The following is a 14,063-nucleotide window of genomic DNA, read 5'->3' as shown; positions in this document are numbered from 1 at the left end:
TCAACCATTATAACCATGAACTCCGTAACCCTAAACCCTGTCCTTCGTTTTATATTTTTATGCTGCTTGGTGTTCACTACAAGCGTCCATCCGGCTCATGCTGTTCCGGATAAGGTCCAGTCCCTGAGCATCGCTTTTGATACGATTCCTCAAGTTTGCGCAGATTTCGAAGGTAATTGCTCTGCATTTGTAAGTTATGATTTTGAATTGTCGACCGACTGCACGCCGGATGGATTGAGCATACAAGTATTCCTGGATCTGGATAACGCTGGCGCGCCAGTTCCTGTACCTGAGGCACTGACTGGTGATTTTCCCAACTTTACTCTAAGTGGTGATTACCCAATCGGAGACCACAATTTTGAGATAATAGTGGTGAATGCCTGTGCAGATACAGCTACGGCAATCTTGCCCTTTTCGGTAGCCGATTGTAGTCTTGATGAACCTGTAATTTGTCTTAACGGCATAGCAGTACTGCTTGAGCCTGGTGATTCGGATAACGACAGCCTTTCTTACGGCAATGGTGAAGCTATGATTTATGCGTCAGACTTTGTCCATGAACCGATCACAGCGGATTGTTCTCTGCCCATAAAATATGCCATCAATAAGGTAGGGGAGCCCGTAGATCCTGATCAGGGCCACCTGCAACTCAACTGCGAAGATGTAGGTACGGTGATTCTTCAGGTATGGGCATTTGACGCAGCAGGAAATAGCAGTGTTTGCGAAACCTACATTCTGGTACTAGACAACAACTATCTGTGTACCGAGGGCGCTTTTACCCTGCAGGGGCTGATCGCTACAGAAGAAGGGGATCCGCTGGCATTTAATGCGTTGGAGTTACAGGGCTTTGAAGATGATTTGGGCTATGCTGATGCCCTGGGCTATTTCGATTTCCTGGCTTTCGCGCAGTCGGATACGGCTACGGTTGCTCCCCTCAGCCCTACGGATTATACCAATGGTGTTAGTGTTTCTGATGTCATCATCGTAGCGGACCACCTGGCAGGCATCAACCCCCTGCCTGGCCCTTATAAACGCATCGCAGCTGATGTTAATGGCTCCGGAAGTATTTCCGTTTCAGACCTGATAAGTATGCAAAAAATATTTCTTGGTATTTCCGACTCGCTGAGCAATGCTTCCAGCTGGCGCTATATTCCGGCGGCGTATACTTTTCCTGACCCGTCGAACCCCTGGTTTGAACCGTTGCCGGAGTCGATACAGCTAACCGCCCCTTTTCCTACTTTATTCACAGACCTGAACTTTGTTGCGATTAAGCTTGGAGATGTGAATGGTACTGCGGTGACGGATTAGGGAAGCAGAGGCCGGGCCTTTACACGTGTGTTTTACTTTTTGGGCAGGCACGGATAACGCCGGGGGAAAGGAGAGCCCCCGGCGTTATCGCCCGGCGCACTTCTTTCGCCGGGCGTCCTGATACTGTACCTACATTGCTGCGATCGCCCAAAAGTGCCCTGCTGTGCCACCGATGACAAAGAGGTGCCAAATAGCGTGGTGGTAGGGCAACCGGTGCCAGGCATAAAAAACAACGCCCAGGGTATAGGAAACACCGCCGAGGATGACCCCATAAAAGGTAGGGGCGGACATCTCCTGCGCCATCTCCGGAATGGTGAGCGCGCCCATCCAGCCCATCACGAGGTAGAAAGCCACCGACAGCCATTCCCAGCGCCCAAAGAAAAACAGCTTGTAGATCAGGCCCGAAAACGCCATTGCCCAAATTACAATGAGGTAGAAACGCCCGCTCTCCCCCGGCAGGTAATGCACGAGCAGTGGCGTATGTGTGCCCGCAATGAGGAAGTAAATGCTGATGTGGTCGAGCACCCGCAGTCGGTACTTCCAGCGCGCTCCGGTAACGGCATGATATATGGTTGACGTTGCGTAAACTTGTAACAGGGTGAATCCAAAGACCAGCATACTCAGCCATTCCCGAGCCGGTACAGCGCCGTATTGATTCACAAGAAGAGCCGGTACGGCGACGATCCCCAGCAATAATCCGAAGGCATGTGTGAGGGTGTTGGCGCGTTCTTCCTGCAGGGGAGTGGCGGTCATGGTCGTTTTTTATAAGAGTAACGCTTACGGTGCGGAAAGGATATGCCTCCGGGAAATATTTTCTTGGTTGCAGGGCCATATGAAGACGCACTAAAGCCAAGAGATGACTGCCCTCTTGGAGGGCGCCCCCTTTTAGTCTGGATAAAAGCCAGGAATAGCCCAGGCCCTGTCAGATTAGGTCCAGGAGTATCCGTTCGGCCCGGGAGTGGGCATGTGGTGCCTGAGGCTTTGGAATACCTGTGGGCGCGGGGAGCGTTCCTTCTTGTACTACAGCAAGTACAGCCGGGTGAACATAATGCGTACGGCAAACGGCAGGGGTGTTGCCCAGCTCTTTGGCAACCAGACGGAGCAGAATGTTCATTAGTTTTTGACGTGGGCGTTGCTGCTTGCGGGACCGGGCCTCCGGAAAATAGGCTACAGCCAGCCGGCTGGCCGCCCAGGTTCGGAAATCTTTGCTAGAAAAATCGGGGCCCATTTTTTTGCGGATGAAGGTGTTGACGTCATCGCTATCTACATTCTCCCAGCTTCGGTGCCCGTTTTGGTAACGGAAGATCTCGTAGCCCGGTAATTCAGCGGCTTCACGGATATGAGCAGCCAGCCGGATTTCTTCAACGGCTACCCGCCGCTTTTTTCCGGACTTTCCCTGATATTCAAACCTAACCTGGTCATGGGCTATCGTGAGATGCTTACGGCGCAGGGTGGAAAGCCCGTAAGTGTCATTGCGCTCGGCATACTCCTGATTGCCAATGCGGATGCCGGTCTCATCCAGGATCAAAAGCATTAATGAGAGCACTTTTTCCCTTGTCCATTTGGTGTTTGTTGCTACCTTTTCCTGGCAGGAGCGCCGTAAGTCGGGCAAGGCCAGCCCAAAGGCTTTCATCCGGTTGAATTTTTGCTGCTGCTGCTGTTGTTCCCAGGTGCTGTGGTAGATGTACTGTTTACGCCCTTTTGGGTCACGCCCTGTAGCCTGAATATGCCCGTCTGGCCATTTGCAGATTTTCACTTCTGCCCACATGGGGGGAATGACTAACTTGCGGAAACGGCGCAGTACTTTAGTGTCGGTGATTTTCTCCCCCTGTTCGTCAAAATATTGAAATCCCCGACCGTATTTGCGGCGGGTGATGCACATAGCGCGGTCATTGCTGGTACGGAGCTGGCTCAAATAGAAAAGGCTTTGCTATAGAAAGCAAAACGGGCAGCGTTGTTCTGTTGCCGAAATTTTGCTTTACTCTTTACAGTCCCCCTCCAGTCCTTCAATCCACTCTCGTACCAGCGCAATGCCTTCCTTGTGAGGCACGGCCCGGCCAATTTCGGGCATCATCACCCCAGGGTCTTCGGCTTCCATACGGTACAACAGAATAGACGAATCAGGTTGCCCCGGCTGAATACCAAATTGCCGCCCACCGGAGCCTTTGCCGGCTGCTACAGGCGATTTGCAAATTCCCAACTGTGCCGGATACCCCTGAAAGTCGGTGCCAAGATAAAGCCCGGTGGTGTGGGCGGGCCCTTCCGGATGATGGCAATGCCCGCAGTTGACCTCAAGATAGGCCAGGGCACGATCCGCTATATTACCTGATTTGGGGTCGTCCCAGTCTGTCAGTGGGGCAAATTGCGCCGCCCAGTCTCCTGCCGTAAGCTTGCCGTCGGACTGCCAGCGTTCCAACTGATTGACCGTTATGCCATCGGGGTAAGTCAGGGCTGCGTTCAGGTTGCGTGCCTTAGGACCGATGGGCAGCAGCTTTTTATTCTGATTGTGGCAGCTTTTGCACTGGTTTTTATTCGGTACCACATACTCCACCGTCCGGGCGAGGCCTTGTTCATCGGCCCAGCTGACGGGTTTAAAATCACCCACGAGGTTGAGCTCCGCTTCTATATCCTTGTCATTCCAGACGTAGGTGTAGGCATCCCATTCGCCATCCCGCTTCATGAGCAAACGGGTTTCGATCAGGTCCCAGTCCTGGTCAGGGCGGGCAAAATCAGCCGGGTAGTAGAAGGTCTTGATCAGCACGGTATGGTCCGGGAAAAGAATGCGGCCATCGGCATCTACCGTGGCCTGCACGCTGTCCGGCATCCAAACATAGCGGGCCTTGTGGGCATAGTCAGTAAAGAGGGGCGTGATCGGCTCGTAAGGGAGCACACCGGCATTGGGCACGGCTCCATTCGGGCTCAATGCCTGGAAAAAGGCATAGTCAGACAGCTTGGGGTAGGGGGCAGCGGTCGGGTCAAACTGTACGGCTCCCACAATCCCGGGGGCGATATGGCACTGCCACAACAGAGCTGTGAGCATCAGGCAGTACAGACTGTAGCGAAAAAGGCGCATCATCACTGGGTTTTATCCTTTAGGGGCACAAGTATAAGCCGAGACGTCCTGTTGTACCTCCTCAAAGTCATTGGCCGCATCCACATTCGCAAACCGCAGATCAGACCCGGGCTGATCAATGCAGAGGTTCATTGGGTTGGAGCCGCTGCGGGTATCATCCACAATGCCATCGTAGAGAATGTCCTGTGGCTTGCCGGGAAACAGATAGTTGACCATCTTTCCAAAATCCTTGCTGAGGTCCGGCATGGCGCGTTTGCGCTCGTAGGTGTTGCCGTGGATACGGATGTCGTAGGAATAGGGGTCGTAATTTTTATCCTCCCAGGGGTTCTCCGTAATGTAATAGCTGGCTACGGCCGTGCCAATGGTTTTGTGCCCGATAATTCGGTTGTTGTACACCTCCACCTTCTTAGCTGCGAGTAGAATGATGCCGGTACCGGGCGGGACAATCCCTACAATATTGCCTTCAGGGGCAAAGTTGGCGTGGTTGTTCTCAATGATGTCGTTGTCATGCACTTTGCAGTCCCGGCCATTGCCTGCGGGCAGCTCGGGCAGGTCGAAGATCAGGATGCCGCCGGTGTTTTGCTCCGACCGGTTGCTGTAGACCTCAGCGTGGGTGCAGTTCTCAATTTCTATGCCCGCTACGTTCTCATGGGCGTAGCAGTTGCGGACGACCACGTTGGTGCATTGGCCTACATAAATACCCGCATCGGAAGCATAGCTGGCCTCACAGTTTTCAATAAGGACATCCCGGCTTGAGACCGGGTAAAGACCGTAACCGCCATTGGATTCGTCAGCACCGCCCCGCCAGGATGTTTTGACATTGCGGATGGTAATGCCGTTGCAGTCCTGCAGTTTGATGGCATCTCCCTTCGTATCCAGAATTGTGAACCCTTCAAGCGTGACCGAATCTGCGGTTACGCGTAGTCCTTCAGCTCCAGTTTTTTGGTACCGGAAGGAGAGCACAGTGGCATCTATGCCCGCACCACGGATGGTGACATTGGGAATGCCATCGAGCGAAAGCGGGCGGTCAAATTCAAAAGTACCGGCAGGGATTTCAACTACACTTCCCGGCTCAGCGGTGATCAATTGTTCCTGCAGGGTTTGGTATAAATCGGTAGCGATTTCACCGGGCGCGGCCTCCTGTGGTGCCGGGCTACAGGAGCTCAGCCACAGGAGCGCAGCGAGGTATAGTAAGGAATAATAGGATCTCATGGTTGAACTGGGTTAGGGCAGGAGATACTAGAACTTCATCATTTCAGACATAGGTTTTACCGTATAACCTTCGGGCTTTTCGAAGTAGGAGGCCTCAACGGGCGTATTATCCAGTTTGACCACTTCCATGATCAGCCCGCCTTCGACTCCAGGCGTGGCAATTTCAATCCGCATCGGTAGTCCCTCGATATTAGAGGAGCCGAAGAAGCCAGTTGCCGACACATTGCCCTGATTAGGTACGGATAGCTGGGGCGCCTTAAAAGCATCTGTCGCCCAGATCACCTGTTCGGTTTTTCCGCCCTCGTCGTTAGCCATGGCAAGAACATATTTATGGCAGGTATAGCCAAGAATTTCCATGGTCTCGCCGGCTACCTTTTTGGCCTGCTCCTGATTGGCAAATGCCTCCTGCCCTTCTTCCATATCATCTTCTGACATTTCGAAAATGGTTTTTTCACTATCCTTGACCACATAGGACTGACCGTTGTTCACGATAATACGCCCCATCATGTTCGCCACCATGCCGCCTACCATTTCGGTGGCCATTTGGTTGTCGCCATAGCGGGTAATCATCTTTTCGGGCATAAAGGCGGCCATCATGCCAGCTTCTTCTCCCTCTGCATTAAGCTTGTAGCTGTACTCCAGGGTTCCTTGAAAAATTTCCTGTGCCTGGCTTAGTGTCAATGTGCTCACTGCGAACAGTAATACGAATAAAATACGCATGTTTCGATTTTTGATTTTGCTTAAAGATACAAGAAATATGACGGTTTGGGAGTTGCATTTATTTGATAACGTGTGTATTTTGTTGTAAAAAATGCGCGCTTTACCTTTCGCTCTTCGCAATCATCAGATTGTAAGTATTGATGAAGTCCCCCGTGGCTTGTCTTGCGGTTGTACCTGCTTAGCCTGTGGTGCACCGATGGTTGCTAAAAAGGGAGACAAACACGCCCACCATTTTGCGCACTACAAAGGGGCAGACTGTGCCCATGGGCTGGAAACGGGCCTGCATTTACGTATCAAAGCCTTCTTTCGGGCAAGGCACAGCATCGTAGTGCCCGCTCTGTACCTGCACCGGCAGTCGGCGGCTTACTTTCAGCCTTATTTGTTCAAGTACGATAGGGTGGAGGAAGAGCCTTATGTCGGGCAGCTTTATCCGGACCTTATCCTGCGTAAAGGGCAGCGCGCCCTGTTGCTGGAGGTCGCCGTCACCCATTAGGCCCCGCCCCGCAAGCAACAAAAACTCCGGAAGTTGGGCCTGCCAGCCCTGGAAATTGATGCGCTGCCGTTGTACGAAGCGGTGCTGAAGGGCAGCAGCAGGCCACCCGATATACGGGCATTTGAGTACGAATTGCAGCAGGGGACGGGCTATAAAAAGTGGCTGTTCAATCCGGCGCAGCAGCGGGCTGAGTTCCGCTTGCGCAAAATGGCGATTGCCCGGCCGGTCAAACACCGCTTGTACAAAGGCTACCATCAGTACCTGACCACTGATTGCCCACTGGGCAAGCGGCGATGGCGCTCCGGTTACCGGGAGGGGCAGGCTTTTGCCAACGTCATTCAGGATTGTATGCACTGTCCGCGCTGTGCCTTTTTGGAGTACGAGACGGAATATGCGGGCTATCAAGAAGTGCCCCTTGTACCTGCCCGGGTACATTGCTGGGGTCATCTGGAACAAAGCTTAAAGCCCAAGCCATGGCAGGCACCGGTATGACACGCTGCAATTCATCCATGTGGATTAGTCCGGGCGGGCTGTATTTGCCCATACTCAGCGGCCATTCTTTGAAGCTTCAGAAATAAAAAAATAGTATTTTGCAGCCCATTCGTTCAATTTAAATACGCGCTTATGAAAAGTTACCTTTGGTTGCCATTACTTTGTTTAATCAGCCCCTTATTCGGGCAAGATACGCCTGCCCGCACCTATGAGGCCCGGGTGTATGGCAGCGCCTACGTACTTAATTCCCGTTGGCATACTTACTGGCCACGATCGCCTAAAGGTTTTGACGTCGGTCCTTTCTCGTTAGCATTATCTACTGCAAAGGGGGCAAAAGTACAGGAGCTCGAGCTAGGCTACTATGGCGGTGAAAATGATTTGCCCGAATATACGCAGCAGCTGCGGCAGGTACATCTGAGGTACGAATATGGCGTTTATATCCGCAAAAAGATTCTAGAGGAGGTACGGCTCCGTGTGGGAGGTGCATGGCAGGTCTTTTATCAGCACAGAGAAGAAATGCCAACGACTATTGGTCGTTTCCGTAATGACCGGAACCGCGTAGGGCTTGGAATGGATTTCGTATCGCACTTTGAGGTGCCGCTCCGGCCTCGCTTATTTTTAGACTTGAGTGTGGGACTTGTGAATTTTACCTATGCCCTGAATCGCTCTTATTCCCACAATCCCGGTCTGCCGGAGCAGCAACGAACGCTGACTAACTTTGAAATAGATTGGTTGGGACTCCGGCAACTCCGGCTTGGACTAGGTTACCGATTGTAAGGAAGGATGTAGCAAGACTAAAAAAGCCTGGTGCTCTTTTATTGCAGAACACCAGGCTTACGAAGAAGACATTAAAAAGGCGCAGGAAAAGGCTTTTCTAAATCGCCTGCAGCAATTCAGCAGCCCGCTCAGATCCATAGTTAGCGGCTTCCTCCCAGGCCTGTTGAAACCCCGATTCGCCGAGTTGCTGAAGGGTCATGCCCCGGTAGAGCAACAGTTCGGATTGTGGGACTTCCAGCCCGGTATCGATGCTAAGGGCACCGTCGAATGCCTTTAGTGCGTCTTGGTACTTTTGCTGTTCGAAGAGGGCGATGCCGTAATTACACAGAGCCCGTTTACGCCACTTGTAATTGGGATCATCTTCTGTGAATTGACGTTTGGTAACAAATTTCAGTTCGAATTCTGCTTTATCCCACTGCTTAAGCTTCAGGTGGCACTCCCCCTTGATGCGGCGGGATTGCCAGAACATCGGCTGCAAAGGGATAGAGCCCTTAATGGCCATCACCAGGTCAGCAGCAGCTGAGGCGTAGTCTTCTTTGACGATGTAAACCAATGCCCGGCCAAGGTAAGGCTCTGCTGCATTCGGGTTAATATCGATACTCTTGGAGTAATCGTATATGGCATCTTCGTAGTTGCGCAGCTGCTGATTCACAAAACCACGGCGTTCGTAGGCCTTGGCATGGCGTTCGTACTTGTCGATAGCCCGGCTGAGGGCTTTCATGGCTTCCTTTTCCCGGCCCTCTTCCTGAACCAGTTCCCGGCCCTTAAGGAAAGCCTGCACCGCTGCTTTGTCGCTGTTAGGTTCGATGAAGTGGTGTTTGACCACCTTCCCTTCATTGACCATCCACGCGCTGAAACTGCCGGCAATCGCATAGTCTGCCACAAATTTCAGAATGTTAATCGTGTTGTTCCACTCTTTGGATGTTGCGGCCGGGGCGATATGCCGGGGCACGTGGAGCGATTGAGACTCCTCATCGAAGACCTCTTCGCCATTGAGTAAGATGGCGTTGCGGTAGTAGTTTTCAGAGCGGTGCTCGAACATGTCTACCATTTTCTGGTAGCTACGCTCGGTACCGAACTCGAAGTGACCGGAAAAAATAGCTTTGTAAGTCATTGCTGCTGCCTTTTGATATCCTCTGTTGTAGTTAATTCCTTTAGTATCGGGACATCATCCGCTGTGGACGATGTAACCTTTTTCCGAGGTAGCACTGCTGATCCGGACTTCTCCGGAAACCACCACCGCGGATAAAATCGCTCAACCTAGGTTACCCCGGGCACTCCATGCAGGAGCAATAGGGGGGTAATTCGGTTTGAGGTTGTACTGGCTGCTGTCTTTGTAAGACTGTTCAGCTACAGGCTAAGTAGATTGTATTGTGCACTTCTCCGTAGGGGAAATACATCCCATAGTGAAAGGTCGCCTTTCAAGTAGCCCTCCGTAGGTACGAAGGGGAATCTTGATAAGCTTTAAGCAAATTGGGGTAAGCAGCTGCTGCCCTCAGCTATGAATGGCTATAGGACTCATGCTGCGCGTCTTCTCAGTTCCACCGGAAGGGAGGCGGTACCCCCAATCTGGATCGGATTATGTTTCGGATGGAAAATTTTTAACAACGCCATCTAATATTCAAAGATGGCATTTTTTTGCCGGAAAGGCAAGCTTCCCTGGCAAATTTTGAATACCTGGCCACAAAGCCTGAAATACCTTAACAGGTATTGGCGCTCAAAGCTTAATACATATGCTAGCATGGACCGGGCACCTGGAAAAATATTTGACAGGGCCGTCCGCTGGGCGAATAGAATTTTTTTGCCAGATTCTAGGATACTCAGCTTTCCGGGGTGTGGAAAACGTGTGGATAAAGCCCCCGCTTTCCACATTTTCTGCAAGCACCTTGTTAGGTTAGCTCCGGGAGTGAAAAATACCGCCAGTTTAGTAGTACTTCACACAAACGTTTTTAGGCTCTGTAAAGAAACGCAGTGCTTCCTGCCCCCCTTCGCGCCCCACACCGGACTGCTTCATTCCCCCAAATGGGGTGCGCAGGTCGCGCAACATCCAGCAATTGACCCATACGATGCCTGCCTGCAACTGTTCCGCCATTCGGTGTGCCCGGCTTACATCCTGCGTCCAAAGCGTGGCAGATAGGCCATAAGGGGTGCCATTGGCTAGTTCCAAAGCCTCCGCTTCGGTGTCGAACGGAGCAATGCTGACTACGGGGCCAAAAATTTCTTCCTGATTGGTACGGCAGTCGATAGGCAGCCCTTCTACAATTGCCGGCCGCAGATAGTATCCATGCTCATAAATGCCACCCGGATTGACTGGGGTGCCGCCGCAGAGGATTTTCCCGCCTTCCACTTCGGCCAGGCTGAGGTAAGACTGTACCTTTTCCATATGGGCTTTGGAAACCAGCGCGCCCAGGTCTGTGTCCTTGGCTAGGGGCGGCCCGACTTTCAGGAATTGGGTGCGTTTAACCAGCTCGTCCCGAAAGCGTTCGTAGATTGGCCGTTGTACATAAACGCGGGAACCGCACAGGCAAATCTGCCCATTATTAGAAAAAGAGGAACGCAGGGTTTGCACTATCATCTCGTCGAAGTCACAGTCTGCAAAGATAATGTTGGGGTTTTTGCCACCGAGCTCCAAAGAGAGCTTCTTGAACATAGGCGCGGCCGTGCGGGCAATATGCTGCCCGGTCTTCGTCCCTCCGGTAAAGGAAATAGCCTTGGTTCCGGGGTGTTCTACAATGGCTTGCCCGGCTTTAGGGCCAAGACCGTGCACAATATTTAGCACCCCTGCAGGCAGCCCGGCTTCAATGCAGGCCTGGGACAGGAGGAAGGCGGTCATGGGCGTCAGTTCTGAAGGTTTGGCTACGACCGTATTGCCAGCAGCTAGTGCGGGCGCAATTTTCCAGGTGAACAGGTAGAGCGGCAGGTTCCAGGGCGATATGCAACCGACTACGCCAAGGGGCTGACGCAGGGTGTAGTTGATGGCACTTCCGGCCATGTGGTGGCTTTCGGACCCGAATTGCAGGGCGGCTGTCGCAAAAAAGCGAAAATTGGACTGCGCTCTTGGAATGTCCACCGTACTCGACATGGTGAAAGGCTTGCCACTGTCCAGGGCTTCGGCTTTGGCATAAACCTCCAGGTTTTGTTCTATGATGTCAGCGATGCGCATCATCAGCCGAAAACGGGTACGGGGCTCCGCATTGGACCAGCCAGGGAAGGCTTCCTGAGCAGCTTTAACGGCCTGATCGACATCCGCCGGGCCAGAATCCGGAAGATAGCTGTACACTTCTCCTGTGGAGGGCGTTAGGTTCTCCAGGTAGTCACCGGCCACTGCGGGCACAAGGGCACCATTAATATAGTTCTTGATGTACTTTTCGGCGGACATGCGCTTGGTTTTAGTTGGTTTCGCTTCCCGAAAATAGGCAATTGTATTGGATTTTGGTGCCTTTCCCGCTGCGGGTTGGTGCTTTCGGGGGGTGTTTCACGCATCGTACGTGGCGGTTTTCGCAAAGACCGGTAAATTCACCGGGCATAGTTATGCCTTTTTTTCCTTTGCGCGCACTTTACCTGAATTTTTCAGCCCCATAAGTGACCCCTTTTTACCTGTTGATTGTTAGGGTTTTGTATGTTTGCAGATTGAATCGACACAAGTAAAAAAAACTGGTCATGCTAGACAATAGGCCTGTAACGGAGTGGCTGCCCATCACCCGGGCAGAAGTGGAAGCAAGAGGGTGGGATGAATTGGACGTGGTTATCATCTCCGGGGATGCGTATGTAGACCACCCGGCTTTCGGCACAGCCGTTATCGGCCGTATCCTGGAAAGCGAAGGCCTGCGTGTAGCTATCGTACCACAGCCCAACTGGCAGGACGACCTGCGCGACTTTAAGAAGATGGGCAAGCCCCGTTTGTTCTTTGGCGTCACCTCCGGCTGCATGGACAGTATGGTTAACCACTACACGGCTGCCCGCCGCCGCCGGTCTACGGATGCCTACACACCGGGCGGTGCTGCCGGTTTCCGGCCCGACTACGCCACTATGGTCTATACCAAAGCCCTCAAACAGGTCTATCCGGACGTGCCGGTGCTCATCGGTGGCATTGAGGCCTCCCTGCGCCGTGTTACACACTACGACTATTGGTCCGATAAGCTTTTCCCTAACATTTTGGAAATGAGCGGGGCTGATATGCTCGTTTATGGCATGGGCGAACTGCCGCTTAGGGAGATCGTGCGCCTGCTGCAAAAAGGAGTGCCCTTCCATGCCATTGATACAGTGCTGCAAACCGCCATACAGCGGGACCCGGAGCAGGTGCCGAAAAATAAAAACTGGGACGATCTGTGGCTCAATTCTCATGAGAAATGCCTGCGGGACAAGCTGGCCTTCGCTGCCAATTTCAAACACGTGGAGCAGCAGTCCAATAAGGTGCAGGCCAAGCGCATCCTTCAGGAGGTTAATGGGAAGACCCTCGTCATCAATCCGCCCTACCCACCTATGGAGGAAGAAGAGATCGACAAGTCCTTCGACCTGCCCTACACCCGCATGCCCCACCCCAAGTACAAAAAGCGCGGGACGCCCCCGGCCTACGAGATGATCCGGTTTTCGGTCAATATGCACCGCGGCTGCTTCGGGGGCTGTAGCTTCTGCACGATTTCTGCACATCAGGGCAAGTTCATCGCCAGCCGTTCTGAGGAGTCGATTCTCAAAGAGGTGGAACAAGTCACCAAGATGCCCGACTTCAAAGGCTATATCAGCGACCTTGGGGGCCCCTCCGCCAATATGTACAAGATGAAAGGCAAGGTGCAGGAGATTTGCGACCGCTGTGTGGCCCCTTCCTGCATCCATCCGGTCGTCTGTTCTAACCTGGACACGAGCCACAAGCCTATGACCGAGCTTTACCGCAAAGTGGACGCCCACCCTGAGGTGAAAAAAGCCTTTGTGGGCAGCGGCATCCGCTACGACCTGCTGGTGGACAGTTACAACAAAAATAACGATGGCAGCCTCGACGAATACATGGAGCAGGTGGTGACCTGCCACATCAGCGGCCGCCTCAAAGTAGCTCCCGAGCACACCTCAGATGATACCCTGCGGATCATGCGCAAGCCTTCCTTCAAGCACTTCCACGAGTTCAAGAAGAAATACGACGCGATCAATAAAAAGCACGGCCTTAATCAGCCGCTTATCCCTTACTTTATCTCCAGCCACCCGGGCTCCAAAGAGGAAAGCATGGCTAACCTGGCGGCTGAAACCAAAGACATGGGCTTCAAGCTGGAGCAGGTGCAGGATTTTACACCCACCCCCATGACAGTTGCCACGGTCATCTATTACACCGGCGTGCACCCCTACACCCTCAAGCCGGTCTACACAGCCAAGAGTAAAACGGAAAAACGGCAGCAGCACATGTTTTTCTTCTGGCACAAGCGGGAGAACCACAAACAGATCCGCGAGAAGCTCATCAGCATCGGCCGGGAAGACCTCATCGAGAAGCTCATCGACGACCAAAAGAAGTTCCGGAAGAAAGAGTACGTCAAAAAGCGGGGCGAAGTAAAAAAGGGGAAGCGGAAGAAGCGGTACGGGCGGTAGAGGTCAGCAGGCTGCAATTAAGGTATGATGCTAATTCAATATACTACGTAGTCGGGCTCCAAGCAGTAGGGTGGCACCCGCCTGCAGCGGGTCGTTACGTTCCGCCCTTCGCTATTCGCTCAGCCCTTCGGGCCAGGGGGCTGCACATCACTGCCACAGGCTTTCCTAAATGGACACTGTATATATAAGGTGTAGGCAAGTGCCCGGCCAAAAAAATTATTCCTCGTTCAAGCGCTGTACTACGGATCAAACACCAAAAAACCTTCACTTCCGGCGAGGCCATAATGCAAGTCTGCCCGAATACGCCAAATCATGGCCGCCACCTGACTTTCCCCGATTAAGAAAAAAAGAGAAGTTGCTTGCGGGAACGGGAAAAGCGTTTTACATTTGCACTCGCTTCGCAAGAGAGGCGTTGCTCGG

Annotated in this window: 13 protein-coding genes; 5 read left to right on the top strand and 8 right to left on the bottom strand. The window is 52.7% G+C overall.

Translation table 11 applies throughout. From position 1 onward, the window contains the following. The first annotated feature begins 15 nt into the window (after nt 1–15). The gene (locus MRY86_RS24620) at nt 16–1,305 is read left to right on the top strand and encodes a hypothetical protein (RefSeq protein WP_293569753.1); all 1,290 of its coding nucleotides are present in this window, start codon (nt 16–18) and stop codon (nt 1,303–1,305) included. Nucleotides 1,306–1,434: 129 nt separating this feature from the next. On the opposite strand, the gene MRY86_RS24615 is transcribed toward MRY86_RS24620, so the two are convergent. From MRY86_RS24615 to MRY86_RS24595, 5 genes are all read right to left on the bottom strand, one after another. After that, a complete protein-coding gene (locus tag MRY86_RS24615) occupies nt 1,435–2,058 on the bottom strand; it encodes a hemolysin III family protein (protein WP_293571996.1) in 624 nt (207 codons plus the stop codon). Nucleotides 2,059–2,227: 169 nt separating this feature from the next. Next, the gene (locus MRY86_RS24610) at nt 2,228–3,220 is read right to left on the bottom strand and encodes a hypothetical protein (RefSeq protein ID WP_293570024.1); all 993 of its coding nucleotides are present in this window, start codon (nt 3,218–3,220) and stop codon (nt 2,228–2,230) included. Nucleotides 3,221–3,283: 63 nt separating this feature from the next. Further along, complete coding sequence (locus tag MRY86_RS24605) at nt 3,284–4,381, bottom strand: SO2930 family diheme c-type cytochrome (RefSeq protein ID WP_293570026.1); 1,098 nt, start codon at nt 4,379–4,381, stop codon at nt 3,284–3,286. Nucleotides 4,382–4,390: 9 nt separating this feature from the next. Continuing rightward, nucleotides 4,391–5,590 carry a parallel beta-helix domain-containing protein gene (locus MRY86_RS24600; RefSeq protein WP_293570028.1) on the bottom strand — a complete coding sequence of 400 codons (1,200 nt, stop codon included), beginning with the start codon at nt 5,588–5,590 and terminating at the stop codon, nt 4,391–4,393. A 27-nt stretch (nt 5,591–5,617) separates the two neighbouring features. Then, nucleotides 5,618–6,310 (bottom strand): DUF4412 domain-containing protein, encoded by a 693-nt coding sequence (locus MRY86_RS24595; protein ID WP_293570030.1) that lies wholly within the window; start codon nt 6,308–6,310, stop codon nt 5,618–5,620. Between the two features lie 91 nt (nt 6,311–6,401). On the opposite strand from MRY86_RS24595, the gene MRY86_RS24590 reads away from it, so the two are divergent. From MRY86_RS24590 to MRY86_RS24580, 3 genes are all read left to right on the top strand, one after another. Further along, on the top strand, nt 6,402–6,803 hold the full coding sequence (locus tag MRY86_RS24590; RefSeq protein WP_293570032.1) for a hypothetical protein: 402 nt from the start codon (nt 6,402–6,404) through the stop codon (nt 6,801–6,803). A 33-nt stretch (nt 6,804–6,836) separates the two neighbouring features. Further along, entirely contained in the window at nt 6,837–7,295 is a 459-nt protein-coding gene (locus MRY86_RS24585) for a hypothetical protein (protein WP_293570034.1), read from the top strand. A 132-nt stretch (nt 7,296–7,427) separates the two neighbouring features. Then, nucleotides 7,428–8,072 (top strand): hypothetical protein, encoded by a 645-nt coding sequence (locus MRY86_RS24580; RefSeq protein WP_293570036.1) that lies wholly within the window; start codon nt 7,428–7,430, stop codon nt 8,070–8,072. A gap of 97 nt (nt 8,073–8,169) precedes the next feature. On the opposite strand, the gene MRY86_RS24575 is transcribed toward MRY86_RS24580, so the two are convergent. Beyond that, nucleotides 8,170–9,186, bottom strand: a complete 1,017-nt coding sequence (locus tag MRY86_RS24575) for a tetratricopeptide repeat protein (RefSeq protein WP_293570038.1) — start codon at nt 9,184–9,186, stop codon at nt 8,170–8,172. A gap of 810 nt (nt 9,187–9,996) precedes the next feature. Next, nucleotides 9,997–11,451: an aldehyde dehydrogenase gene (locus MRY86_RS24570; protein WP_293570040.1), complete on the bottom strand. Its 1,455-nt coding sequence runs from the start codon at nt 11,449–11,451 to the stop codon at nt 9,997–9,999. Nucleotides 11,452–11,732: 281 nt separating this feature from the next. Here MRY86_RS24570 and MRY86_RS24565 point away from each other — a divergent pair, with 281 nt between their 5' ends. Continuing rightward, nucleotides 11,733–13,643: a YgiQ family radical SAM protein gene (locus MRY86_RS24565; protein WP_293570042.1), complete on the top strand. Its 1,911-nt coding sequence runs from the start codon at nt 11,733–11,735 to the stop codon at nt 13,641–13,643. 239 nt (nt 13,644–13,882) lie between these two features. On the opposite strand, the gene MRY86_RS24560 is transcribed toward MRY86_RS24565, so the two are convergent. Continuing rightward, the coding region (locus tag MRY86_RS24560; protein WP_293570043.1) for a hypothetical protein at nt 13,883–14,063 on the bottom strand (181 nt) is incomplete at its 5' end.

It is taken from the genome of Phaeodactylibacter sp. (assembly GCF_022763345.1).
Classification (GTDB): Bacteria; Bacteroidota; Bacteroidia; order Chitinophagales; family Saprospiraceae; genus Phaeodactylibacter.
The sequence above is the reverse complement of the archived record's forward strand: the minus strand, read 5'-3'. Positions and strand labels throughout refer to the sequence as shown.

What these genes read in the sequence shown, in the direction of transcription:
- MRY86_RS24620 (WP_293569753.1), top strand. Translation starts at nt 16, where the DNA reads ATGAACTCCGTAACCCTAAACCCTGTCCTTCGTTTTATATTTTTATGC.
- MRY86_RS24615 (WP_293571996.1), bottom strand. Translation starts at nt 2,058, where the DNA reads ATGACCGCCACTCCCCTGCAGGAAGAACGCGCCAACACCCTCACACAT.
- MRY86_RS24605 (WP_293570026.1), bottom strand. Translation starts at nt 4,381, where the DNA reads ATGATGCGCCTTTTTCGCTACAGTCTGTACTGCCTGATGCTCACAGCT.
- MRY86_RS24600 (WP_293570028.1), bottom strand. Translation starts at nt 5,590, where the DNA reads ATGAGATCCTATTATTCCTTACTATACCTCGCTGCGCTCCTGTGGCTG.
- MRY86_RS24595 (WP_293570030.1), bottom strand. Translation starts at nt 6,310, where the DNA reads ATGCGTATTTTATTCGTATTACTGTTCGCAGTGAGCACATTGACACTA.
- MRY86_RS24590 (WP_293570032.1), top strand. Translation starts at nt 6,402, where the DNA reads ATGCGCGCTTTACCTTTCGCTCTTCGCAATCATCAGATTGTAAGTATT.
- MRY86_RS24580 (WP_293570036.1), top strand. Translation starts at nt 7,428, where the DNA reads ATGAAAAGTTACCTTTGGTTGCCATTACTTTGTTTAATCAGCCCCTTA.
- MRY86_RS24575 (WP_293570038.1), bottom strand. Translation starts at nt 9,186, where the DNA reads ATGACTTACAAAGCTATTTTTTCCGGTCACTTCGAGTTCGGTACCGAG.
- MRY86_RS24570 (WP_293570040.1), bottom strand. Translation starts at nt 11,451, where the DNA reads ATGTCCGCCGAAAAGTACATCAAGAACTATATTAATGGTGCCCTTGTG.
- MRY86_RS24565 (WP_293570042.1), top strand. Translation starts at nt 11,733, where the DNA reads ATGCTAGACAATAGGCCTGTAACGGAGTGGCTGCCCATCACCCGGGCA.